20 protein-coding genes are annotated in these 23,942 nt (G+C 74.5%); 14 read left to right on the top strand and 6 right to left on the bottom strand.

Annotation, left to right across the window (positions count from 1 at the left end):
* The first annotated feature begins 3 nt into the window (after positions 1 to 3).
* The 5 genes from BGO37_RS16235 to recO all read left to right on the top strand — a co-directional run bounded on the left by BGO37_RS16235 (position 4) and on the right by recO (position 7,410).
* The gene (locus BGO37_RS16235; protein WP_291756602.1) at positions 4 to 960 is read left to right on the top strand and encodes a MoxR family ATPase; all 957 of its coding nucleotides are present in this window, start codon (positions 4 to 6) and stop codon (positions 958 to 960) included.
* A 7-nt stretch (positions 961 to 967) separates the two neighbouring features.
* Entirely contained in the window at positions 968 to 2,107 is a 1,140-nt protein-coding gene (locus BGO37_RS16230; RefSeq protein WP_291756599.1) for a DUF58 domain-containing protein, read from the top strand.
* Complete coding sequence (locus BGO37_RS16225; RefSeq protein ID WP_291756597.1) at positions 2,104 to 4,662, top strand: transglutaminase domain-containing protein; 2,559 nt, start codon at positions 2,104 to 2,106, stop codon at positions 4,660 to 4,662. The genes BGO37_RS16230 and BGO37_RS16225 overlap by 4 nt, the downstream gene beginning before the upstream one ends.
* A gap of 68 nt (positions 4,663 to 4,730) precedes the next feature.
* Positions 4,731 to 6,527: a 2-isopropylmalate synthase gene (gene leuA, locus BGO37_RS16220; RefSeq protein WP_291756595.1), complete on the top strand. Its 1,797-nt coding sequence runs from the start codon at positions 4,731 to 4,733 to the stop codon at positions 6,525 to 6,527.
* Positions 6,528 to 6,678: 151 nt separating this feature from the next.
* Positions 6,679 to 7,410, top strand: coding sequence for a DNA repair protein RecO (gene recO / locus BGO37_RS16215; protein WP_291756593.1), 732 nt, complete (start codon positions 6,679 to 6,681; stop codon positions 7,408 to 7,410).
* On the opposite strand, the gene BGO37_RS16210 is transcribed toward recO, so the two are convergent.
* Positions 7,407 to 8,873: a GGDEF domain-containing protein gene (locus BGO37_RS16210; RefSeq protein ID WP_291756591.1), complete on the bottom strand. Its 1,467-nt coding sequence runs from the start codon at positions 8,871 to 8,873 to the stop codon at positions 7,407 to 7,409. The two genes, recO and BGO37_RS16210, sit on opposite strands and share 4 nt — an antisense overlap.
* A 181-nt stretch (positions 8,874 to 9,054) precedes the next feature.
* On the opposite strand from BGO37_RS16210, the gene BGO37_RS16205 reads away from it, so the two are divergent.
* On the top strand, positions 9,055 to 9,885 hold the full coding sequence (locus BGO37_RS16205; protein ID WP_291756590.1) for an isoprenyl transferase: 831 nt from the start codon (positions 9,055 to 9,057) through the stop codon (positions 9,883 to 9,885).
* On the opposite strand, the gene BGO37_RS16200 is transcribed toward BGO37_RS16205, so the two are convergent.
* Positions 9,882 to 10,832, bottom strand: a complete 951-nt coding sequence (locus BGO37_RS16200; RefSeq protein ID WP_291756589.1) for a trypsin-like peptidase domain-containing protein — start codon at positions 10,830 to 10,832, stop codon at positions 9,882 to 9,884. The two genes, BGO37_RS16205 and BGO37_RS16200, sit on opposite strands and share 4 nt — an antisense overlap.
* A gap of 285 nt (positions 10,833 to 11,117) precedes the next feature.
* Between BGO37_RS16200 and BGO37_RS16195 the strand changes: the two genes are divergently transcribed.
* Entirely contained in the window at positions 11,118 to 12,050 is a 933-nt protein-coding gene (locus BGO37_RS16195) for a hypothetical protein (RefSeq protein WP_291756587.1), read from the top strand.
* Between the two features lie 121 nt (positions 12,051 to 12,171).
* Here BGO37_RS16195 and BGO37_RS16190 read toward each other — a convergent pair whose 3' ends face one another.
* Positions 12,172 to 12,735 carry a hypothetical protein gene (locus tag BGO37_RS16190; RefSeq protein WP_291756838.1) on the bottom strand — a complete coding sequence of 188 codons (564 nt, stop codon included), beginning with the start codon at positions 12,733 to 12,735 and terminating at the stop codon, positions 12,172 to 12,174.
* A gap of 174 nt (positions 12,736 to 12,909) precedes the next feature.
* Here BGO37_RS16190 and BGO37_RS16185 point away from each other — a divergent pair, with 174 nt between their 5' ends.
* The 3 genes from BGO37_RS16185 to BGO37_RS16175 all read left to right on the top strand — a co-directional run bounded on the left by BGO37_RS16185 (position 12,910) and on the right by BGO37_RS16175 (position 14,995).
* On the top strand, positions 12,910 to 14,295 hold the full coding sequence (locus tag BGO37_RS16185) for a glycine--tRNA ligase (RefSeq protein WP_291756586.1): 1,386 nt from the start codon (positions 12,910 to 12,912) through the stop codon (positions 14,293 to 14,295).
* A 107-nt stretch (positions 14,296 to 14,402) separates the two neighbouring features.
* Positions 14,403 to 14,732, top strand: a complete 330-nt coding sequence (locus BGO37_RS16180; RefSeq protein WP_291756584.1) for a type II toxin-antitoxin system Phd/YefM family antitoxin — start codon at positions 14,403 to 14,405, stop codon at positions 14,730 to 14,732.
* Entirely contained in the window at positions 14,729 to 14,995 is a 267-nt protein-coding gene (locus BGO37_RS16175; RefSeq protein WP_291756582.1) for a type II toxin-antitoxin system RelE/ParE family toxin, read from the top strand. Before BGO37_RS16180 ends, BGO37_RS16175 begins: the two co-directional genes overlap by 4 nt.
* A 126-nt stretch (positions 14,996 to 15,121) precedes the next feature.
* Here BGO37_RS16175 and BGO37_RS16170 read toward each other — a convergent pair whose 3' ends face one another.
* From BGO37_RS16170 to BGO37_RS16160, 3 genes are read right to left on the bottom strand one after another with little or no spacing between them, the layout of a single operon-like run.
* The gene (locus tag BGO37_RS16170) at positions 15,122 to 15,433 is read right to left on the bottom strand and encodes a hypothetical protein (protein WP_291756580.1); all 312 of its coding nucleotides are present in this window, start codon (positions 15,431 to 15,433) and stop codon (positions 15,122 to 15,124) included.
* Between the two features lie 57 nt (positions 15,434 to 15,490).
* On the bottom strand, positions 15,491 to 17,197 hold the full coding sequence (locus BGO37_RS16165) for a hypothetical protein (RefSeq protein ID WP_291756578.1): 1,707 nt from the start codon (positions 17,195 to 17,197) through the stop codon (positions 15,491 to 15,493).
* A complete protein-coding gene (locus tag BGO37_RS16160) occupies positions 17,194 to 17,754 on the bottom strand; it encodes a SigE family RNA polymerase sigma factor (protein WP_291756576.1) in 561 nt (186 codons plus the stop codon). The genes BGO37_RS16165 and BGO37_RS16160 overlap by 4 nt, the downstream gene beginning before the upstream one ends.
* Before the next feature lie 107 nt (positions 17,755 to 17,861).
* Here BGO37_RS16160 and BGO37_RS16155 point away from each other — a divergent pair, with 107 nt between their 5' ends.
* The 4 genes from BGO37_RS16155 (at position 17,862) to dusB (ending at position 23,933) form a co-directional block, all read left to right on the top strand.
* Positions 17,862 to 19,463, top strand: a complete 1,602-nt coding sequence (locus BGO37_RS16155; protein WP_291756574.1) for an MFS transporter — start codon at positions 17,862 to 17,864, stop codon at positions 19,461 to 19,463.
* Positions 19,460 to 21,040 (top strand): M20/M25/M40 family metallo-hydrolase, encoded by a 1,581-nt coding sequence (locus BGO37_RS16150; RefSeq protein WP_291756572.1) that lies wholly within the window; start codon positions 19,460 to 19,462, stop codon positions 21,038 to 21,040. The genes BGO37_RS16155 and BGO37_RS16150 overlap by 4 nt, the downstream gene beginning before the upstream one ends.
* A gap of 51 nt (positions 21,041 to 21,091) precedes the next feature.
* The gene (locus tag BGO37_RS16145; protein ID WP_291756570.1) at positions 21,092 to 22,600 is read left to right on the top strand and encodes a DUF2079 domain-containing protein; all 1,509 of its coding nucleotides are present in this window, start codon (positions 21,092 to 21,094) and stop codon (positions 22,598 to 22,600) included.
* Between the two features lie 148 nt (positions 22,601 to 22,748).
* Complete coding sequence (gene dusB / locus BGO37_RS16140; protein WP_291756568.1) at positions 22,749 to 23,933, top strand: tRNA dihydrouridine synthase DusB; 1,185 nt, start codon at positions 22,749 to 22,751, stop codon at positions 23,931 to 23,933.
* Positions 23,934 to 23,942 lie beyond the last annotated feature (9 nt).

The raw sequence follows: 23,942 nt of genomic DNA, 5'->3' as shown, positions 1-23,942 counted from the left end.
CCGATGACGCCCGAGCAGGCCACCCGGTTCGCCGACACGTTCGACGCCCTCGCGGACAACGTGGGGCAGGCGCTGCTCGGCACGCGGCGGACCGTGCGGCTGGCGCTCGTCGCGATGATCGCCGAGGGCCACCTGCTGCTGGAGGACGCGCCCGGCACGGGCAAGACGTCCCTGGCCAAGGCGCTCGCCGCCAGCGTGCAGGGCACCCACCACCGGATCCAGTTCACGCCGGACCTGCTGCCGTCGGACGTCACGGGCGTGACGATCTGGGACCAGGGCACCCGCACGTTCGAGTTTCACCCCGGCCCCGTCTTCGCGTCCGTGGTGCTGGCCGACGAGATCAACCGGGCCTCTCCCAAGACCCAGGCGGCGCTGCTCGAGGTGATGGAGGAGAGCAACGTCACGGTCGACGGGGTCAGCCACCCCGTGGGCCGGCCGTTCATGGTCATCGCCACGCAGAACCCCATCGAGCAGGCCGGCACCTACCGGCTGCCCGAGGCGCAGCTCGACCGCTTCCTCATGAAGACGTCGCTGGGCTACCCGGACCGGGCGGCGTCGGTGGAGATCCTGGCCGGAGCCCGCGACCGGACGGCCCACCTGCACCCGGTCGTCACCACCGAACGGGTCGGCGAGATGTGCGACGTCGCCCAGACGGTCCACGTCGACAAGGCGGTGCTCGACTACGTCGCGCGCCTCCTCGAGGCGACGCGCGAGGACGGCCGCACCGCCGTCGGCGCGAGCGTCCGGGGCGGCCTCGCGCTGGTGCGCTGCGCGAAGGTCGCCGCCGCCGCGGCGGGCCGCGAGTTCGTCGTGCCCGACGACGTCAAGGAGCTGGTCCACCCGGTGCTCGCGCACCGCCTGGTGCTGGATGCCGAGGCGGAGTTCGCCGGGGTCACCGCCGCCCAGGTCCTCGACCGCGTGCTCGACGAGGTCGCGCCGCCCGCGCTGCGGGTCTACTGACGTGAGGGTGTCGCCGCTCGGGTGGTCCGTCGCGGCCGTGGCGGCCGTGGGGCTGGCCGTGGGCCGCCTGCTCGGGTGGACGGAGGTGGCGGCCCTCGGGGCGTCCGCCGGCGCCGTGTTCGTCCTGTCGGTCGCGATGACGTTCGGGCGGGCGCGGTACGCGGTGACCCTCGACCTCGCGGCGAGGCGCGTCACGGTCGGTGAGCGCGCCGTGGGCCGGCTCGTCGTGACCAATGCAGCGCGTCGGCGGTCGCTGCCCTCGCGGCTCGAGCTGCCGGTCGGCCGGTCCGTCGGCGAGCTCGCCGTGCCGTCCCTGGCGTCCCGCGGGCGGCACGACGAGCTGTTCGCCGTGCCCACCGACCGGCGCGCCGTCGTCGTCGTCGGCCCCGTGCGCTCGTGGCGCGGCGACCCGCTCGGCGTCGCCCGCCGGACGGTGCGCTGGACCGAGCCGCTCGAGCTCTACGTGCACCCGCGCGTCGTCTCCCTCGGCGCCGCGGGCGCGGGCCTGCTGCGCGACCTCGAGGGCCAGACCGCCCGCGACCTGAGCGACACCGACCTCAGCTTCCACGCGCTGCGGGACTACGTGGCGGGCGACGACCGTCGCTACATCCACTGGCGCACCACGGCCCGTCGCGGCACGTTGATGGTCAAGCAGTTCGAGGACACGCGCCGCACGCTGACCGCGATCGCGCTGGCCGACGCGCCGGCGGACTACGCGGGTGACGACGACCTCGAGCTCGCCGTTTCGGTCACCGCCTCGCTCGGGGTGCAGGCGATCCGCGACCAGCGCGAGGTGACCGTCGTCGCCGGGCCGGGCCGGATGCGCGTGGCGTCGCCGCCGCTGCTGCTCGACGACTGCGCGGCGTTCGTCACCGGGTCCGCGGGCGCCGGCGTGCACCTGCTCGGCCGGCGCGTCGGCCGCGAGGCGCCGAACGCGTCGCTGGCCGTGCTCGTGACCGGTTCCGTGCCCGACGAGCGGGACCTGCGACTCGCCGCGCAGCACGTGCCGGCGGGTGCCCGCACCCTCGTCGTGCGCTGCGTGCCCGGCGCCCCGCTGCGCGCCCGCACCAGGGGCGTGCTGACGCTGGCCACCCTGGGCGCGCTCGAGGACCTGCCCCGGCTGCTGCGGCGGGCGGTGCTGCCGTGACGGCCGCCCAGACCCGCGCCGAGGACGCCCCCCGGCGCCGCGCCTCGGACGTGCGGCCGCCCCGGCCCGAGGACCTCCTGCTCGATCCGCTGGCGCTGCCCGACGAGCCCGACGGCTGGGCGGTGCCCGGTGCGCTGCGGGCCCTCGGTGACGTGCTGCGACGGCGGTTCGACCCCGGCACCGGCGCGGTGCGGGACCCGGCCGCCCAGGCTGCGCCCACCGGTCCGCGCCACGGGGTCCGGGCGGCCCTCGACGTGACGTGCCTCCTGGCCGGGCTGCTGCTCGCGCTGACGCCGCTGCTGCCCGTGTACGGCGACGCGACGGCGGTCCCGGCCGTGGCCGGCGGTGTGGCGCTGGGTGCGGGCATCGCCGTGCTGGGGGTGTGGCGGCGCTGGTCGGCGCTCGGGGTCGTCGCCGCGCTCGTCGTCGGCTACGTGCTGACCGGCGGCGCCCTGGCGGCGCGGGGGACCACCCTCGCCGGGTTCCTCCCCGGCACCGGCACGCCGCTGGCGCTCGCGCGCGGCGCGGCGTCCTCGTGGAAGCAGGTGCTCACGCTGCAGCCGCCCGTCGGGGCGGCGGGCACGGTGCTGGTGGCGGCGCTCCTGCTCGCGCTGGTCGGCTCGGCCGTGGCGGTGACCGTGGCGCTGCGGGCTCGCTCGGCGGCCCTGGCCGCCCTCGCCGCGCTGGTGCCGCCGGTCGTCGCGCTGCTCAGCGCGCTGCTGGGGACGCGGACGCCGCCGGTGCCGCCAGCGCTCGAGGGGACCGCGCTCGCGGTGCTGCTCGGTGGCTGGGCGTGCTGGCGGGCCGGACGGCTGCGGGCGCAGCGCGTGCTGGCCACGGGTGTCGTCGCGGCGGTCGCGGTGGGCGCGGGGCTCGTCGGCGGCCCCGCTGCCACCGACGGGGTGGCACGGTTCGTGCTGCGCGACCGCATCACGCCGCCCTGGGACCCGGACGACTACCCGAGCCCGCTGGCCGCCTTCCGCCAGTACGTCAAGCAGAAGGACACGGTGCTGTTCACCGTGTCCGGCCTGCCGCAGGGCGCCCGCATCCGGCTGGCGACGTTCGACCGCTACGACGGGGTCGTCTGGAACGTGGCCGGCGTCGGCACCGCCGACGCCTCGGGGGAGTTCCGCCGCGTCGGCGAGCAGCTGGCGGCGCCGGTGGCCGGCCCGCCCGCCACGGTGCGGGTGGACGTGGCGGCGCTGCAGGGGCCGTGGCTGCCGACCGTGGGCGAGGCGACGAGCATCGCCCTCGGCGACGCCCAGCAGCCCGGGCTCCGCTTCAACGACGCGACCGGGGCCGCCGTGCTCGTGGACGGGCTGCAGCGGGGACTGAGCTACACCATCGACGCCGTCGTCCCGCCGGCGCCCTCGGTGCAGACCCTCGGCGCGACGCGCACGCAGTCGGTGTCGCAGCCGACGCTGTCCGGGGTGCCCGCCCGGATCCGCACGCTGGCGCCGGACATCGCCCGTGAGGCCGGCAAGCCGGCGGAGGTCGTCCAGGCCCTGGCGACGTGGCTGACGGACCACGGCTACTTCAGCGACGGCCAGTCCGGGGAGCACCCGTCGCTGTCGGGCCACGGCGCCGACCGGCTGGCGACGTTCCTCGGCGGCGACGTCATGGTCGGCGACGGCGAGCAGTACGCCGCCACCCTCGCGCTCATGGTCCGCGAGATGGGCCTGCCGGCGCGCGTGGTCCTCGGCTTCGTGCCGGGCTCGGGCGAGGGGACGGCGGGGCCGAGGACCGCGGCGGACGGCTCCGTGGCCGTGACCGGGGCGGACGTGCAGGCCTGGGTCGAGGTGCCCTTCGTCGGCTACGGCTGGGTCCCGTTCGATGCGACGCCGCCCACGTCGAAGACGGTGAACCAGGACCCGAACCCGGCGCCGTCGGAGCCGAAGCCCCAGGTGGTCCAGCCCCCGCCGCCGGAGCCGCCGAGCGTCAAGCCGCCCGACGACGACACGGCGCGCCCCTCGACCCGGCAGGACCAGCAGCACGCGGGGGTGACCCCGACGTGGGTGCGTGTGCTCGCCTACTCCGGCGCCGGGGTGGGGGGCCTCCTCGTGCTCACCGGTCCGCTGCTGACCGTCGCGGCGCTCAAGCTGGCGCGTCGCCGGCGCCGCCGCCGTGCGCCCGACCCGGTGCGCCGCGTGGCCGGCGGCTGGGACGAGCTCATGGACACCGCGCGGGACCTGCGCCGGCCACCCGTGCCCCGGGGGACGCGGCGCGAGGCCGCCGCCGTGGTGGGCTCGGCGTTCCCGGGGGCCGACGAGCGGGCGGGCGTCGTCGGCGCACGGCTCGACGGGCTGGCGCGGCGCGCCGACCGCGCCGTGTTCGCGGCGGGCGTCCCGAGCGACGCCGAGGCCGCCGCGTACTGGCTGGACGTCGAGGAGGCGGTGGCCGCGATGCGTGCCGCCGTCCCCGCACGAGCCCGGTTGCGTGCCCGTGCGTCCACCCGCTCGCTGCGCGGACGGGTTGCGGGCGGCGCGCGCCCCGGGGGTATGGTGCCCTTCGTGCGGAGCAGCCTCCTCCTTGCTCGCCGCGGCGGGGCCCACTAGGCCGGTCCCTCGCCGCGGGGTCTGCCGTGCCGGCTGACCGTCCTGACGACGAGCGAGGACCCACCCCCATGAGCTACATCGAGCGCAGCCCGCAGCAGCCTTCCGGCATGCCAGTCCACAAGTACCGGCCGTTCTCCGAGCAGATCCGCGTCGACCTGCCCGACCGCACCTGGCCCACGAAGTCGATCACGCGGGCCCCGCGCTGGTGCGCGGTCGACCTGCGCGACGGCAACCAGGCCCTCATCGAGCCGATGAACCCCGCCCGCAAGCTGGCGATGTTCGAGCTGCTCGTGGGCATGGGCTACAAGGAGATCGAGGTCGGCTTCCCGTCGGCGTCCCAGACGGACTTCGACTTCGTCCGCATGCTCATCGACGAGGGTCGCATCCCCGACGACGTCGTCATCCAGGTGCTGACCCAGTGCCGGGAGCACCTCATCGAGCGCACCTACGAGGCGATCGCGGGGGCGAAGCAGGCGATCGTCCACTTCTACAACTCGACGTCCGTGCTGCAGCGGCGCGTGGTGTTCAAGTCCGACGAGGACGGCGTGCTCGACATCGCCGTCTCGGGCGCGCGGTTCTGCAAGAAGTACGAGGAGCTCGTCCCCGACACCGAGGTGTACTACGAGTACTCCCCGGAGTCGTACACCGGGACCGAGCTCGAGTACGCGGTCCGCGTGTGCAACGCCGTGATCGACGAGCTCGACCCGACCGACGACCGTCCGGTGATCATCAACCTGCCGGCCACCGTCGAGATGGCGACGCCCAACGTCTACGCCGACTCGATCGAGTGGATGAACCGGCACCTGCACCAGCGCGACCGGGTGGTGCTCTCGCTGCACCCGCACAACGACCGTGGCACCGCCGTGGCGGCCGCCGAGCTGGGCTACCTGGCGGGCGCGGACCGCATCGAGGGCTGCCTGTTCGGCAACGGGGAGCGCACCGGCAACGTCGACCTGGTGACGCTGGGGATGAACCTGTTCAGCCAGGGCATCGACCCGCAGATCGACTTCTCCGACCTTGCGCGCGTCCGCTCGGTCGTCGAGCACTGCAACCAGATGCCGGTCGGTGAGCGTCACCCCTACGGCGGTGACCTGGTCTTCACCGCCTTCTCCGGCTCGCACCAGGACGCGATCAACAAGGGCCTCACCGCTATGGAGGTCGAGGCCGCCGCGGCAGGCAAGGAGGTCGGGGACCTCGTCTGGGCGGTGCCGTACCTGCCGATCGACCCGCGCGACGTCGGGCGCACGTACGACGCGATCATCCGCGTCAACAGCCAGTCCGGTAAGGGCGGCATCTCGTACCTCATGAAGACCGAGCGCGACCTCGACCTGCCGCGCCGGCTGCAGATCGAGTTCTCGCAGGTGGTGCAGCAGCACACCGACCGCCTCGGCACCGAGGTGACGGCGGACGACCTGTGGCGGCTGTTCGTCGACGAGTACCTGCCGGCCGAGTTCACCGGGATGTCGCCGGCGCACGTGCGCGCGGGCGCGGCGGTCTCGTCCGAGGCGGAGCCGCTGGAGGAGTGGGGCCGGTTCGCGCTGCGGGGCACGCGGACGACGAGCGCCGAGGGCGGTGCCGACACCCTCGAGGTCGACCTCGTCGACCGGGGCGTGGTGCGGACGCTCACCGGCACGGGCAACGGCCCGATCGCCGCGTTCGTCGCCGCGCTGAAGACCATCGGGGTGGACCTGGCGGTGCTCGACTACGCCGAGCACGCGCTGTCCGCCGGCGGCGACGCCACCGCGGCGTCGTACGTCGAGTGCGCCATCGGCGGCGACATCCTCTGGGGCGTCGGCATCGACCCGTCGATCACGACGGCCTCGCTCAAGGCCATCGTCAGCGCGGTGAACCGCCACCAGCGCTGACCCCCGCCGCTCGCCGGGGCGCACTCCCATCCGCCGAGCGCCCACTTCCTTCTCGAGACCGGCCCTTCCGGACGTCGGAACGCACGGTCTCGGTGACGACGTGGGCGCTCGGCGTCCGGGGCGTGGGGGTGGGCCGGGGGACAATGGGGACGTGAGCCTCTACCGCGACGAGGCGATCGTGCTGCGCACCCAGAAGCTGGGGGAGGCCGATCGGATCGTCACCCTCCTGACGCGCGAGCACGGCAAGGTGCGCGCGGTCGCCAAGGGCGTGCGGCGCACGACGAGCCGCTTCGGCTCCCGTGTCGAGCCCTTCATGCACGTCGACGTCCAGCTCGCGACGGGCCGCAACCTCGACACCGTGACGCAGGTGGAGACCCTCGGCGCCTACGGCCGGCCGGTGTGCGAGGACTACGCGCTCTACACCGCCGGCACCGTGATGCTCGAGACGGCCGACCGGCTCGTCGAGGCGGAGCACGAGCCCGCGCTGCAGCAGTACTGGCTGCTCGTCGGCGCCGTGCGCGCGCTCGCGGGCCGCGAGCACGCCTCGGGCCTCGTCCTCGACTCCTACCTGCTGCGGGCCCTGGCGGTGGCCGGCTGGGCGCCGAGCTTCGCCGACTGCGCGCGCTGCGGCGCGCCGGGGCCGCACCACGCGTTCGCGATCGCCATGGGTGGCGCCGTCTGCTCGTCGTGCCGCCCGCCGGGTGCGGCGGCGCCCGCGCCGGAGACGTTCGCCCTGCTCGCGGCGCTGCTCGTCGGTGACTGGGCGGTGGCGGACGCCTCCGCGGAGCGGCATCGGGCCGAAGGGAACGGCCTGGTGGCGGCGTTCTGCCAGTTCCACCTGGAGCGCCGGCTGCGCTCGCTGCCGATGGTCGAGCGGGTCTAGGGCAGCTGCTGGGCGGTGCCCGCCGGGGGCCAGGCGGACGCCGGCCGAGCTCGCTTCGCGCAGTACATCTCCGCGTCGGCGCGCTCCAGGAGCCGCTCGGCGGTGGTCTCCAGGCCCGGCGTGGTGACCGCGATGCCGACGCTGGCGCGGCCGGAGGCGCGCACGGCGCCGATGGTCACCGGAGGCTCGAGCGCGGTCTCGATCCGAGCCGCCAGGTCCGTGCCGGTGGCGCGGGTGCCCTCGAGGAGGACGACGAACTCGTCGCCGCCGAACCGGGCGACCATGTCGCCCGGTCGCACGCTGGCCCGGATCCGCAGCGCGACCGTGCGCAGCAGCCGGTCCCCGACGACGTGCCCGTGCGTGTCGTTGACCGCCTTGAAGTCGTCCAGGTCGATGTAGAGGACGACGACGCCGGGCGACCGCCCCGCCGCGGCGCGGTCGAGCAGCTCCTCGAGGTGGCGTGCCATCGTCCGGCGGTTCGGCAGACCCGTCAGCTCGTCGTGCGCCGCCAGGTCGTGGAGGAGGTGCTCGGCCTCGCCCTGCCGCCGGGCGAGCTGGGCGAGGCGGGCAACGACGAGCGGCACCATGACGAGCGTCCCGCCGCCGACGAGCGCGGGGTCGCGGGGCGCACCCGCCAGCTGGAGGCAGACGACGAGGACCGGGTTGGTGGCCAGCGCGGCGCCGAGGAACGCCAGCCGCCAGCGCGTCAGGCGGCTGGCGGGCGGGTCGACGTCCGCCGCCGCGGTGACGGAGGGGTGGGCGAGCGCGGCCGCGAAGGCCACGAGGGCGACGACGCACAGCCCGCTCGCCCACCAGGTCGCCAGGTGGTCGACCGGGCTCTCGGTGAAGGTGAACGCGACGTCGGCGGCGGTCGACGCCGTGACGGCGACCAGCAGGTACAGCCCGGCGGTCCGCACCGGGCGGACGACGACCGCCAGCCGCACGATGACGCCGGTGAGGGCGGTGACGAGCAGCACCAGGGACATCTCGTAGAGCACGGTCCCGGTGCCCGAGCCGCGGCGCACGTGGGCGGGGTAGAGCACCAGGCCCCACAGCAGGCTCGCCACCGCGAGGCCGACCATCGCCGCGTCGAGCATGCCGCCGCGGTCGGCCCCCGCGAAGCGGGCCGCGGCGGTGGCACCGCCCGCGACGAGCAGCACGTAGCCCAGCGCCAGTGTCGCCGCCGCGAGCGTGCCGGCTGCGGGCCGGCCGGTCCCCGCGAGGGCCACCTGGTTGTGCACGTTGTGGGCCGCGAGCACGGCGGTGCCGGCGGCCATGAGAGCCCAGCCGAGGCGGTCGGTGCCCGAGCGGTGCGGGATCCGGATGAGGAGCACGACGAGCGGGACGGCGGTCGCGACGGACACCGCGGCGTAGCGCCAGGACGGCCCGAGCATGCACACGGCGACGAGCGGCAGCGAGGCGAGCACGATGCCGGCGGAGGTGCGTGGGGTGGCTCGGTTCACCGGCCTCCTCCCTCGAGGCGAGGCCGCCGGCCTCCGAGCACGGCGGTCCACCCCCTTCATCGGCACCCGGCGGCCGAGATGTAGGGAATCGGGGCCTCGTCGTGGACGCCGCGGGGTGGTGGGTGGCCGGTTCCCGGCAGAATGACCCGGGGAGCGAGGCCCGACGAGGAGGTGCTGATCGATGGCGCGTGGCAGGCGCAGCGACGACCCGGCCGGGCCGGGGGGCGCGCCCACGTCCGTCGTGCCCCCGTACCCGCACCCCTCGGGCGCCACGGCGCCAGCGATCCCCCGGGAGCTGGTGCCGCGGCACGTCGCGATCGTCATGGACGGCAACGGTCGCTGGGCCAACGCGCGTGGCCTGCCGCGCACCGCGGGGCACGCCGCCGGCGAGGCGTCGCTGCTCGACGTGGTCGCGGGTGCCATCGAGGTCGGTGTCGAGTACGTGTCGGCGTACGCGTTCTCCACGGAGAACTGGAAGCGGTCGCCCGACGAGGTCCGCTTCCTCATGGGCTTCAACCGGGACGTGCTGCGGCGCCGCCGTGACCTCATGAACTCGTGGGGCGTGCGGGTCCGCTGGGCCGGTCGTCGTCCCCGGCTGTGGCGGTCGGTGATCTCCGAGCTGGAGGAGGCCGAGCGTCTCACCAGGGACAACACGACGTGCACCCTGACCATGTGCGTCAACTACGGCGGCCGTGCCGAGATCGCCGACGCCGCCCGCGCGATCGCGCGCGAGGTCGCCGCGGGCCGGCTCGACCCCGAGCACGTCACGGAGAAGACGATCCAGCGCCACCTCGACGAGCCGGACCTGCCCGACGTCGACCTGCTGATGCGCACGTCCGGCGAGCAGCGCACGTCGAACTTCATGGTGTGGCAGGCGGCCTACGCCGAGCTCGTCTTCCTCGACGAGCCCTGGCCGGACGTCAACCGCACGCACCTGTGGCGCGCGGTGGAGGAGTACGCCCGCCGCGACCGCCGCTACGGCGGAGCGGTCGACAGCCCCGGCCCTGCCTAGGGCGTGCCGAGCTCGCGGGGATAGGCGAGGACGTCGACGAGGGCGCCGTTGCGCCACACGGTGATCTCGATGCGACGGTCGATGGCGCCCTCCACCATGAGCCGCTGCACGGCGGTGGTGGTGACGACGGGGTTGCCGTCGAGCGACACGACGACGTCGCCGCGCCGGAGCCCGGCCTCCGCGGCCGGGCTGCCCGGCGACACCTCCACGACCTGGAGCCCGGTGCGCGAGCCGAGCTTGGCGGCGACCTCGGGGATCACGGTCACCTGCGTGCCGGCGATGCCGAGCCATGCGCGGCGCACCCGGCCGCGGGTCATGAGGGCGTCGACGATGCCGCGGGTCGTGGCGTTGACGGGCACCGCCAGCCCGACCCCGATTCCCGCGAGGGCCGTGTTGACGCCGACCATCCGGCCGTGGCCGTCCGCGAGCACCCCGCCGCTGTTGCCCGGGTTGAGCGCGGCATCGGTCTGGATCACCTCGTCGACCACCCGCCCGGACGCGGTGGGCAGGGACCGCCCGAGCGCGGAGACGATCCCCGCGGTGACGCTGCCGGCGAGGCCGAGCGGGTTGCCCAGCGCGATGACCAGCTGGCCGACGCGCAGCCGGGCGGCGTCGCCGAGCTCGACCGGCGGCGGCACGTCGTCCAGGGCGCGCAGCACGGCGAGGTCGGACAAGGGGTCCGCGCCCACCACGAAGGCGTCGACCGTGGTCCCGTCGAGGAAGGCGGCCTCGACCTGCCGCGCCCCGGCGACCACGTGCGCGCTGGTCAGCAGGTGTCGGTCGCCCGTGATGACGCTGGCCGACCCCGCGCCGGCGCCGCGCGCCGTCACGACGGTCAGGCTCGCGACGCTGGGCAGCACCCGCTCCGCGACGCCCGACACGGTCCGCGAGTAGGCATCCAGCACGTCCTCGTCGTCCATGGGGACCGCTGCGGGCTCGTCGTCCATGGCTACTGCAGCGCACTGGCCGCTCGGGCCGATACCGCCGTTCGCCCAGGGCGAGCGTCGCCTCCTCGCTACGCGCCCCTCCTCGCTACGCGCCCCTCCTCGCTACGCGCCCCTCCTCGCTGGGCACCCCTGTCCCACGCACCCACGCCTCCGCCGAGCGCCCACTTCGTCAGCGAGGCCGGCTCGTGCGACGTCCGGAAGGACCGTTCTGGGCGACGAAGTGGGCGCTCGCCGGGCTGTGGACAAGCGCGCTCGCCGGCCGGGCGAGTGTGCGAACGTGCCGACGTGGATCAGCCGATTCGCGCCGCCGCCGTGCTGCGGATCGACGCCGAGACCGAGGCACGTGGAGCCGTCATGAGACGTGCGGCGGGTCGCGGTGACCTGCGGCGCGTCCGGCGTGGCGTCTACGTGGGTGCCGACCACTGGCAGGGCATCGAGCCGCGGCAGCGGAACCTCATCGAGATCCGGGCAGCGATCGACGCCACGCGCTCGCCGAGCCTCGTGTCCCACCGATCGGCGGCGGCGCTGTGGGGCCTGCCGGTCGTCGGCGCAGGCGGAACCGAGGTGCATCTCACCGTGACCGGTGACTCCGGCCCGGACAACCGGCGCACCTACGTCCGCCACGCCGTCGCGGGGCCGGTCCCGGCGAGCGAGATCGACGGCATCCCGGTGACGAGTGCCGCACGGACGGTGGTCGATCTGGCGCGGACGGACGGGTTCCTCACGGGTGCGGCCGCGGGTGACGCCGCGCTCCACCGCGGAGCGGTCACGCCGGACGAGCTGCAGGCGGCCCTCGCGGCGGTCGGACGAGGCCGCGGGATCCGGATGGCGCGGGACGTGGTGGCCTTCGTCGACGGGCGCAGCGAGTCGGCCGGTGAGTCGCTCAGCCGGGTTCGCATGCGTGAGCTCGGGGTCCCGGCCCCGGACCTGCAGCACGTCGTGCGGGATGACCAGGGCTTCGTCGGCCGCGTGGACTTCTGGTGGGAGGCGCTCGGGGTCGTCGGCGAGTTCGACGGCCGATCGAAGTACGGGATCGACGAGGCGGACCGGTCCGCCTCCGATCAGCTCTGGGAGGAGAAGCTGCGGGAGGACCGGCTCCGTGCGTTGGGCCTCACCGTGGTGCGCTGGACATGGTCCGACGCCTGGTTGGGTGGCCCCATGCTGGCGCGCCTCCACACCGCCGGCGTGGGCCGGATGCGCCGAGCGCCCACTTCGTGATCGACAACGGGCGTTCCGAACGTCGGAAGGGACGGTCTCGGCGACGAAGTGGGCGCTCGGCAAAGGGGGCGCTCGGCGAATGGGGCGACGCCGGCGGGGGTGCGGCGAGCGAGGGGATCCGTCAGGGGGCGGGGGAGTCCGCGGGCGTCGGGCGTGCTGAGCGGCGGGAGCGCACGACGAGCCCGCCGACGACCGCCGCGACCGCAGCGAGCGCCACCACCAGCGCCCACGGCGAGCGCGCCGCCAGCGCGAGCCCCGCCCACACGGCGCCGAAACCGACGGTCGCCCAGACGAGGGCCCACGCGGCCGCGCCCGGCACGGACGCGAGCGTAAACCGCAGGTACGGCATGCGCAGCAGCCCCGAGCCCGCGAACACGGCGGTCTGCACGCCGACCGTCAGGTAGGCGAGCGTCACCGCCACCGGGCCGAAGCGGTGGAGCAGGGCCAGGCCTCGTCGAGCGGGTGCGGACGCGGCGAACGCGCCGATCCGGAGCACCATCGCCCGCCACCACGCCGGGCCGCCGATCTTCTCCTGGCCGTACATGGCGCCGCGCACCACGCCGCGGCCGGCCCAGTAGGTGAGGTGCGACCGGGCGAAGACGATGGCGAACAGCACCAGGAGCACGACGACGAACGGCTTGCCCGCCAGCCCGTAGGCGGCAGCGACGTCGGTCGAGGCCCGCATCACGCGCCGAGGATAGCCCGTGGTAAGGATCACCTAAGTTACAGCATGTCAGATTCGGGCGGCTCCGAGGGCGGTCGGGCCACCGGGCCGGCGCGGTCGCCTCGTCGTCCGCCCGGTAGCCTGGGCCGTTGGCTGCGGCACCCAGCCGTGGCACCACCCGACCCAGGAGCACCAGTGGCCGACACGTCCCGCCTCGACAACGTCGTCTCCCTCGCCAAGCGGCGCGGGTTCGTCTTCCCCAGCGGGGAGATCTACGGCGGGACCAGGTCCGCGTGGGACTACGGGCCGCTGGGCGTGGAGCTCAAGGAGAACATCAAGCGGCAGTGGTGGAAGTTCATGGTCACCAGCCGCGACGACATCGTCGGCCTCGACTCGAGCGTCATCCTGCCGCGCATGGTGTGGGTCGCCTCCGGCCACGTGGGCGTCTTCAACGACCCGCTCACCGAGTGCCTGAGCTGCCACAAGCGGTTCCGCGAGGACCAGCTCATCGACGAGTTCACCGAGCGCAAGGGCCACGCGCCCGAGGGCGGCCTGGCGAGCGTCCCGTGCCCCAACTGCGGCACCCGCGGCCAGTGGACCGAGCCGCGCGACTTCAACATGATGCTCAAGACGTACCTCGGCCCGGTCGAGGACGAGACCGGCCTCCACTACCTGCGGCCGGAGACGGCGCAGGGCATCTTCGTCAACTTCCAGAACGTGCTGACCGCCGCGCGCAAGAAGCCGCCGTTCGGCATCGGCCAGATCGGCAAGAGCTTCCGCAACGAGATCACGCCGGGCAACTTCATCTTCCGGACGCGAGAGTTCGAGCAGATGGAGATGGAGTTCTTCGTCGAGCCCGGGACTGACGAACAGTGGCACCAGTACTGGATCGACACCCGGACCAGCTGGTACACGGACCTCGGCATCTCGCGGGACAACCTGCGGCTCTACGAGCACCCCAAGGAGAAGCTGTCGCACTACTCGAAGCGGACCGTCGACATCGAGTACCGCTTCGGCTTCGTCGGCAGCGAGTGGGGCGAGCTCGAGGGCATCGCGAACCGGACCGACTTCGACCTGTCGACCCACACGAAGCACTCGGGCGTCGACCTGTCGTACTTCGACCAGACCAAGGGCGAGCGCTACGTCCCGTACGTCATCGAGCCGGCCGCCGGCCTGACGCGGTCCCTCATGGCGTTCCTCGTCGAGGCGTACGCCGAGGACGAGGCCCCGAACACCAAGGGCGGCGTCGACGTCCGCACGGTGCTGCGCCTCGACCCGCGCCTGGCGCCGGTCAAGGCCGCGGTGCTCCCGCTGAGCCGCAACGAGGCCCTCTCGCCGAAGGCGCGTGACCTGGCCGCCGAGCTCCGCAAGAGCTGGAACGTCGACTTCGACGACGCCGGTGCGATCGGCCGCCGCTATCGCCGGCAGGACGAGGTCGGCACGCCGTTCTGCATCACGGTCGACTTCGACACGCTCGAGGACCAGGCGGTGACGATCCGGCACCGCGACTCGATGGAGCAGCAGCGCGTGGCGCTGGACCAGGTGGCCGGCTACCTCGCTGCCCGCTTGATCGGGGCGTAGACCCAGGCGCACGACGAGCCCTCCACAGCCCGTCCGGCCGTTACCCGAGGCTCGCCTGGGCTCGTCGCGCGTCTTCTCGTCGTGCGCGCGGACGCGACGCTGCTGCCATGACCCATGGCCCGACGACCGCGCCGTTGCCTAGAATTCTGTACATGACGACGATCCCGCTGGCCGAGGCCCGAGCGCAGCTGTCCCAGCTGATCGACGAGGTTGTGCGCACGCACGAGCGGGTGGAGATCACGCGCAACGGTCGTCGGGCCGCCGTCCTGCTGTCCGCCGATGACTACGACTCGCTGCTCGAGACGCTCGACGTGCTCGGGGACCCGGAGCTCATGGCGGCGATCCGCGAGGGCGAGGAAGAACTTGCGCGCGGCGAGTTCTCCACCTCCGACGAGGTCGAGGCCGACCTTCGCGCCAAGGGCTGGCTGCCCGAGTGACGTACGGCATCAGGTGGACGGCGCGAGCCCGCCGGGACCTGCAGGAGCGGCTCCCGGAGAAGGCCGCCGTCGCGTGCTGGGAGTTCGTGCAGGGTCCACTGGCTGAGAACCCGCGCCGCGTGGGCAAGCGGCTGAAGCCGCCGATGGACGACCGCTGGACGGCCCGCCGCGGCGAGTACCGGGTGATCTATCGGATCGACGACGGCAACGTGGTGGTCGAGGTCGTCGCGCTCGCGCACCGCCGCGACGCATACCGGCGGTAGGCCGGCACCGCGCACGGCCCGCGCTCCCAGCCCACCGGTGCCGCGTCTACGGGACGACGAGGCCCGCGGCGACCTGTCGGTACCCCGCCGCGTGCTGGTGAACCTCCGCGTCGACACCTGGCGACGTCACCGCCGCGAGGTGCTGACCGACGAGGTCCCCGAGGCCGGCGCCGAATCTCCGGGGCTGGCGTACGGCAGCGGGTCGGTCCGGGCGCGGCGCCCCGCGCCGTACGTGCGAACGAGCGCCTGCTGCGTGAGCTCCTCGGCGCGGTCCATGTTCCCGACCAGCAGCCACGCCGTGTGCAGCAGCGTGTCGGCGTGCTCGGCCATGAAGGCGGTGAACTCGGCGTCGAGGTCGCCTGGTCGCCCGCCGCCGACGGGCACGACGTCGACGAGGTCCGCCGGCCGCTCGTCGTCGCGCGGCGCCGCCTGCTGCACCCCCGCCACACTAGCCAGAACGCAGCAGTGGCCTGCGAGGTTGACAAGGGGCACGCATCATTTGCCGAGCCCGGTCTCCTTGGCGACCAGCTGCCGGATCGAGGCGTAGACCGCTTGAGAGGCGGCGTCCGGCTGCTCGCCGGCCCGGCAGGTCACCGCCGGCGCCCGCGTGCAGCGGTCGTCGACGATCGTGCCGTCGGACGCGGCGAAGATGACGTCGCCGGTGAACCCGATCCCGTTCGTCAGCTGCCCAACGGACGCGCTCGCGTCGCCGGTGAAGTCGACGAGGAACCACGGCCGGTCTGCCGGGACCGGGTTGTTCTGCCGGGGGGGCGCCAGGAACGTCGGCACCTCGAGCACCGGCGTGGTGCCGCCGCCCGCCTGCGTGAAGCCGCCGGGTGTGGTGACGAACACGTGCACGCCGGCCAGGCCCGGAGGCACGGTGCCGCCGACGAAGACGCCGTCGCGCGCGTTGTCGAACTGCGAGCTCACGACGGTGGCGCGGCCGGGGTCGAGGAAGCCCTTCTGGACGATCTGCGTGCCCGTCGTCCCCGTCGTGGCGTTGATCTCGATCAGCGAGTCGCTGTCCGTACCATCACGGATCACGGATACCGCGGCGCCGGCCCAGCCCGTGAAGTGGAGGGCGCCGGACGAGTCCGTCGCACCGGCCGCAGTCGCGGCGAGCACGCCGGGGGCGATCTCGGCGGGCGCGGGGGCCACAGCGGGCCAGGTCGTGCCACGCGGGGTCGTACCGGCAAGCGACGCCGCCCCGTCGGCCACCGACGTGAACGGTGCCGGCACGCCCGTGAGGTACTGCGCCGGCATCGGGATGAGGGTGCAGCCGTAGGCGCCGATGTCCTGCTCGCAGCCGGGGACGAAGGGCTCGGGCTCGTTCGAGTTGGCGAAGGCGATGGCGACGTGATGGCCGGGCGCAAGCCAGTTCAGCGCCATCGCGCCCGCCCCGGTGATGACGTACATCAGTCGCCCGTCGGGGGTCGGGGCGCGGAACGTCGGCACCTGCGCCAGGTGGGTGCTGGTCCCGTCCGGCAGCGTCCACGGGGTGTCGGAGACCAGCTCCACCACCGGGTCGTGCAGCCATGACGGGACCGTGCCGACGAGGTAGGCGTACTGGAACGAGTCGGTGGCGGACGAGATGAAGGTCGGGATGGGGTAGTGGTGCGACATGGAGTAGTCGGAGGCGTGCTCGGTCGCCGGCCAGTCCAGGGGGACGGTCGCCGACTGGCCGTGGTTCGCGCTGGCATCCAGGAGGACGGTCGCGGCGTGCGAGCCGTCAGCCATGACGGTGACGTCCAACCCGCCGATGCCGTGCGCGACGACCTGGGCGCCCGACGCCTGCGGCACGTTGACGGCGTAGAGGTTCGGCACGTCGAGCACCGCCGCCTGGCCGGCGCCCACGGCGTACGTGCTCTGGCCGTAGGCGTTGATCGAGACGGGGCCGAGTGGCGTCGTCGGGCTCGGCGCGGCATCGGTCGGAGCGGCCGAGGGCGTGACGGGCGAGGCCGTGGACGTCGGCTGCCCCGGGTTGACCGGGCCGGGCGTGCCGTGACGGGCGAGCGCCGCGGGCACGCCGATCGCCAGCGCGAGGACGAGAGCCCCCGTGGTGGCCGCTCCGGTGGCACGGCGGGCGCGCAGCACGCGCCCCCGGTGCAGGACGGCCGCGGCGTCGGGCGCCCACGGGTCCCCGGGAGCGTCGGCGGCCAGGCGCCGCAGCGCGGCGACGGTGGGCTCGTCGTTCGCGGTCATCGCAGGTCTCCGTCCGACGAGAGCGCGGCGCGCAGCGTGGCGAGCGCGCGCGACGAGCTGGACTTCACGGTGCCGACGCTCATCCCCAGCGTGGCGGCGACCTCCGCCTCGGAGAGGCCGACGAGGTGGCGGAGCACGACGACCCGCCGTTGCCGCGCGTTGAGCAGGGCGAGCGCCCGGACCAGCTGGTCACGGTCGTCGGCCCGGCCCTCGGACCCGGTGCGGGCCTCGTCGGGCACCTCGGCGGTGAGCACCTCGCGCCGACGCCGGCGCCACGTGTCGATCCGCAGGTTGGCGAGCACGCGGCGGGAGTAGGCGAGCGGGTCGGTCTGCCGGGCGCGGCCCCACGAGGCGTACGTGCGCGCCAGGGCCTCCTGCGTCAGCTCCTCGGCGCGGTGGAGGTCACCGACGAGGAGCCACGCGGTCCGCCGCAGGTCAGCGGCATGATCGGCCATGAACGCGGTGAACTCGGCGTCGCGGCTGGGCGGCCCGCCGCTCGCGAGCACGTCGGCGTACTCGGCGGGGGCCACGCCGACCTCGCCGTCGGTGCCGCTCATGGTGCTCACAGCGTATTCACGCAGCAGGCGGCGCCGAGGTTCCGTCGGTGCCGGGTTCTACGATCGGGCGGTCGCACCAACGCGGGCGCACGACGAGCGGAGGACGCATGGTCGCGGTCACCGGGCAGGCGCGGTCCGGCCGGATGGCGATCGGGGCCGGCGGCCTCGTCGGCTTCCTCGTCTGCGTGGAGCTGACCAGCGGGATCATCCAGGGCTACTACGCGCCGCTGCTCACCGACATCGCCCGCCACCTGGCCATCAACGACGCCGACGTCAACTGGTTCGAGGCCGCGGGCCTCCTGCTGTCGGCGCTCGTCGTGCCCACCGTGGCCAAGGCCGGCGACCTCTACGGCTACCGCCGGATGCTGCTGGCGACCGCGGGGATCACCGCGGTGGCGTCGTGGGGGCTGGCGTTCGCGCCGAACTTCGCGACCTTCGTCGTCGCGTGGGCGCTGCAGGCGTTCTACGTCGCGTGGCTGCCGCTGGAGGTCGCGCTGATCCACGCGCGGGGGCGCGGGCTGCCGGACGCGGAGTCGGCGACCCGGCGGGCCACCGGCTTCATCGTGGCGGCGCTGCAGGCGGGCGCGATCGTCGGGGCACTGCTCAGCGGCCAGCTCAGCACGGCTCTCGGCGTGCCGGGGGTCGGCCTTCCCCCGGGTCGCCTGCAGCTGCTGCTGTGCGTGCCCGCGGTCGCGGTGACGGCGGTGGTCGTCATCATCTGGCGGCGCGTGCCGGAGCCGGCGCGGCCCGTCGTCCCGGGCACCCTCGACAGCGGCGGCATCGTGCTCATCTCGTTGGCGCTGGTGCTCATGAGCGGCGGGATGACGTTCATGCGGCTCGACGGCGCGGGCGTGTGGTGGCCGTGGGTGATCGTGGCCGCCGGCGTGCTCATGCTCGTGCCGTTCGGCCGGTGGGAGCTGCGGCAGAGCGACCCGCTCATCGACCTGCGCGTCCTCGCCCGCCCGACGATGTGGCCGCTGCAGCTCACCGCGCTCCTGTTCGGCGTCAGCGTGCTCGGCGCGCAGGGGCCGTTGTCGACGTTCGCCCGCACCGACCCGACGGTCTACGGCTACGGGCTCGGTGCCTCCGAGTTCGTCGTGTCGCTCCTCGTCGGCGGGTACGTCATCTTCAGCCTGCTCGGGGCGCTCGCCTTCCCGCTCGTCGCGCGCACGACGACGCCGCGGCTGTCGCTCATCATCGCGACGTCCTTCGTCGCCGTCGGGTACCTGCTGTTCCTGCCGTTCCACCACTCGACGGGCCAGCTGCTCACCAACATGGCGATCGCCGGGCTGGGGTCCGGCGCGCTCGTGGCGGCCCTGCCGTCCGCGGCGGCGGCAGCGGCGCCGACCGGCCGCACCGCGGTGGCGACCGGGCTGACGAACACGACGAAGACCATCGGCGGCACGTTCGCCTCGGCGACGTTCGCGCTCGCACTGTCGGCGGGCGTGCACACGACGCTCGGCGGTGCGGAGGGGACGGCCGGGTCGCTGTCCGGGTACATGACCGTCTGGGCCGTGTGCGGCCTCACCGCCGTGGTGGCCGCGCTGTGCCTCGTCGTCATCCCGCGGCTGGCGTTCGCGGACCGGTCGTCGGACGCCGCCGCCTCGCCGACCGACGAGCCCGGCGCGGCCGGCGACCACCTGGCGGGCGCGGTCGACGTGGCCGGCGACGACGAGCCCGGTGGCGAGCGGACGGGGGTGCGGGCATGAGCGGTCGGTCCTGGGGATGCCGCGCGGTGGTGGTGGCTGCGGGCGCGGTCGTCGGGGCCGCGGCGGCGCACCACCGGGTGCGCACGTTCCGCCCACCGGCGCCCGCCGGCCCGGTGGCCCACGCCGAGGCGCCGGAGCCGTTCGCCACACGGGCGGCCGAGCACCTCGCCGCGCTGGTGCGGATCCCCACCATCTCCGAGGCGACGGATGCGCCGGCCCGCACGCCGCGCGAGCCGCGCCCGCTGACCTCCGGGACAGGCCCGGCCACCTCTCCGAGCTCCCGTGAACCCCGGACCGTTGACCGCGGTCCCGGGTTCACGGAAGGTGCGCCCTCGCCGTTCGACGCCTTCCGCGACGCGCTGCGCGAGCTCTACCCGCGGGTCCACGCGCAGCTCGAGGTGGAGCGGGTCGCGCGGCACGGGCTGCTGCTCCGCTGGCGGGGCGCGTCCGACGAGCGCCCGGTGGTGCTCATGGCGCACCAGGACGTCGTGCCGGTGGTGCCGGCGGAGTGGACCTCGGGGGACCCGTTCTCCGGCGAGATCCGCGACGGGTCCGTGTGGGGTCGGGGCACGCTCGACGACAAGGGCTCGCTCGCCGTGCTGCTCGAGGCCGTCGAGTCGCTGCTGGGCGAGGGGTTCGTCCCGGCGCAGGACGTCTGGCTGTCGCTGGGGGACGACGAGGAGATCGCCGGCATCTCGGCGGATGCGGCCGTGGCACGGCTGCGGGAGCTCGGCGTCCGGCCGTGGCTGGTGCTCGACGAGGGTGGCGCCGTGGTGACCGGCGCGTTCCCGGGGGTCGAGGCGCCGATCGCGGTGGTCGGTGTCACCGAGAAAGGCATCCTCGACGTCGAGATGTCGACGGCCGCCGCCGGCGGGCACGCCTCCACGCCCGAGCGCGGGGGCGCGACGTGGCGGCTCGCGCGAGCCATCACGCGCCTCGAGGCGCACCCGTTCCCGCCCGCGATGACGGGCCCGGTCCTGGAGATGGTCGACGGTCTCGGCCGGCACTCGTCGCCCGTGCTGCGCTCGCTGTTCGCGTTCGCCGGCCCGCTGGCGCCGGTGCTCGCCCGGGTGTTCACCAGGGTGTCGCCCGAGACGAACGCCATGGTGCGCACCACGGTCGTCGCGACCATGCTCGAGGGCGCGCCGGGCGCGAACGTCGTGGCCACCTCGGCGCGGGCGAACCTCAACGTCCGCATCGCCCCTGGTGAGACGGTCGCATCGGTCCTTGCGCGGCTGCGCCGGGTGATCGCGGACGACGAAGTCGACCTGCGGGTGGTGGCGAGCACCGAGCCGTCGCCGGTCTCGCCGACGGACGCGCCGCAGTTCGCGCTCGTGCGCTCCGCCGTCGGCGCCGCCTACCCCGACGCGCTGGTGTCGCCCTACGTGATGCTGGCCGCCTCGGATGCCCGGCACTTCACGTCCATCGCCCAGCATGTGTACCGGTTCAGCCCGTTCGCGATGACGCGCGAGCAGCGCGAGGGGTTGCACGGGAACGACGAGCACGTGACCGTCGACGCCCTCGGCCGTGGCGTCGTCTTCTACCGCGCCCTGCTGCGGGGCCTCGCCGACCGCTGAGGTCACCACCCCCGTGAGGCGCCCGCGGGCCGGCCCGGCGACGATGGGTCGATGTCCGAGGTGCGGGTCGCGCAGCAGGAGCGACGCGAGCACGCCGTGCTGCCGCACGTTCGGCCGGACCGGGTGCTGTGGGCGCTCTTCGTCGGCGCCGCGGCGGTGTACTCCGTCTTCGCGATCACCTGCTACGCGCAGTACCGGACCGCCGGCTACGACCTGGGCATCTTCGACCAGGCGGTGCGCGCGTACGCCCACCTGCGGCTGCCGGTCGCGACGCTCAAGGGCGACGGGTACGACGTCCTCGGCGACCACTTCGACCCGATCGTCGCCGCGTGGGCGCCGCTGTACTGGATCTGGGACGACGTCCGCATGCTGCTCGTCGGCCAGGGCGTGGTGGTCGCGGCGGCCGTGTTCCCCGTGCAGCGCTTCGTGGCGCGGCGCGTCGGGACGCCGTGGTCCTACCTGCTGACGGCCGGGTTCGTGCTGGGGTGGCCGGTGCAGACGCTGGTGAACTTCGACGTGCACGAGGTCGCCTTCGCGGTGCCGCTGCTCGCCTGGGCCGTGGACGCGCTCGACCGGCGCAGCGACCGCGCCCTGGTCGTCGTCGCCGGGCTCCTGCTGCTGGTGCGGGAGGACATGGGGCTGGTCGTGGCGGTGCTCGGGCTCCTGAGGATCGCGCGAGCGGGGCGCCGGTGGCGGGGCGTGGTGCTCGTCGTCGGCGGCCTGGCGGTGTTCGCGCTGGTCACCGCGGTGTTCATGCCGCACCTGGCGCCCGCCGGATCCGCGGCGCGGCTGCAGCTGCAGTACTCCCAGCTGGGTTCCGGCCCGGGCGGCATCGTGCTGGGCGCCCTCCGGAAGCCGTGGCACACGCTCGTGCTGATGGTGACGCCGTCGGTGAAGGTGGGGACGCTCCTCGCGCTGCTGGCGCCCCTGGCGTTCCTGCCGTTGGGGTCGCCGTACGCGCTCCTCGCGCTGCCGATGCTCGCGGGGCGCTTCCTGTCCGACCGGCCCCTCACCTGGCAGACGGGCTTCCACTACGACGCGCCGGTCTGGGTGGTGCTGGTCCTGGCGGCGGTGGACGCCTTCGGACGACGACCGCTGCGCCGCGCACGGTGGGCGCGGTGGGGACCCGCGGCGGTGGCGGTGCTCCTGGTCGGGTCGGTGGTGGTCGGTCCCTTGGTGGCGCCCGCCGGGTTCCCGGCGAGGCGGCTGGTGGACGGTGAGGCGTTCGCGTCGTCGGCCCGCGCGCGCGACATGGCCGCGGCGATCGCCGTCGTCCCGCCGGTCACCTGCGTCGTGGCCGACGACTACGTCGCCGACCACCTCACGCACACCAACCGGGTCACGGTGGCCGGGGTCTCCCGGCACCGGCAGGACTTCTTCGTGCTGGACCTGTCGCAGACGCCGTCCGTCGGGACACCGCCCGCCCGCACGACGCCGCAGGCCCTCGCGGCCGCGACAGGGCAGGGCTTCACGGAGGTGTTCCGGTCGGGGTCGATCGTCGTGCTGCGCTCGCCGTCGTACCGCGGGCCGGCTGCCGACTGCACGCCCGACTCGTCGTGACGCCCCCGCGTCGCAACGGCGCCGCGTCGCTGCCGACGCGGCGCGGGCCGGGTGGACGGCTCGCTCGGGACCGGGCCGGCCTGGCCGTCGTCGGCGATCGCGCGCGGTCCGGACCGGCTCGCAGCGCGCCGTGCGGGAGAATCGACCGATGACCACCGAGACCCGCACGACGAACCGCGTCTCGAACCGCGTGCTGCCGCCGCTGCGCCTCGGCCCCATCACCGTGGACGTCCCCGTGGTGCTGGCGCCCATGGCCGGCGTGACGAACGCGCCGTTCCGGCGGCTGTGCCGCGAGTCCGGCGCCGGCCTGTACGTCGCCGAGATGACGACGTCCCGAGCGCTCGTCGAGCACAACCCCGAGGCGCTGCACATCACCTCCTTCGAGCCCGACGAGCGGCCGCGGTCCGTGCAGCTGTACGGCGTCGACCCGGCGACGGTCGGTGCGGCCGTGCGGATGCTCGTCACCGAGGACCGTGCGGACCACGTCGACCTCAACTTCGGCTGCCCGGTGCCGAAGGTGACGCGGCGAGGCGGCGGCTCGGCGCTGCCGTGGAAGACCGACCTCTACCGCGCGATCGTCGCGGCGGCGGTGCGCGAGGCCTCGCCGTACGGCGTGCCCGTCACCGTCAAGCTCCGCAAGGGGATCGACGAGGACCACCTCACCTACCTGGACGCGGGGCGGATCGCCCGCGACCTCGGCGTCGCCGCGGTCGCGCTGCACGCGCGGACGACCGCCGACTACTACTCGGGGACGGCCGACTGGCCGGCCATCGCGCGCCTCAAGGAGGCGCTCCCGGACGTGCCGGTGCTCGGCAACGGGGACATCTGGTCGGCCGAGGACGCCCTCGCGATGATCGACGAGACCGGCTGCGACGGGGTCGTCGTCGGGCGCGGGTGCCAGGGCCGGCCCTGGCTGTTCGCGGACCTGGCGGCGGCCTTCACCGGCTCGTCCGAGCGGGTCCGCCCCACGCTGGGCTTCGTCGCCGCCGTCGTGCGTCGGCACGCCGTGCTGATGACCGAGTACTACGACGACGAGGGCAAGGCCTGCCGCGAGATGCGCAAGCACATGGCGTGGTACCTCAAGGGGTACGTCGTCGGCGGCGACCTGCGTGCCCGGCTGGCGATGGTGGCCTCGCTCGACGAGCTCGACGCCTTGCTGGGCGAGCTCGAGTGGGACCAGCCCTACCCGGGCGCGGCCGCCGAGGGGCAGCGCGGGCGGGCGGGATCCCCGAAGACTCCGCACGTGCCGTACGGCTGGCTCGAGGACCGGGCCCTGTCCGACGAGTTCCGGGCGCAGCTGCGGGAGGCCGAGCTGTCCGTCTCCGGCGGCTGAGGCTGGCTC

The sequence above is a fragment of the Cellulomonas sp. 73-92 genome, assembly GCF_001898175.1.
Lineage (GTDB): Bacteria > Actinomycetota > Actinomycetes > Actinomycetales > Cellulomonadaceae > Cellulomonas.
Note: the sequence above shows the minus strand (reverse complement) of the source record. Positions and strands in the feature narration are given on the sequence as shown.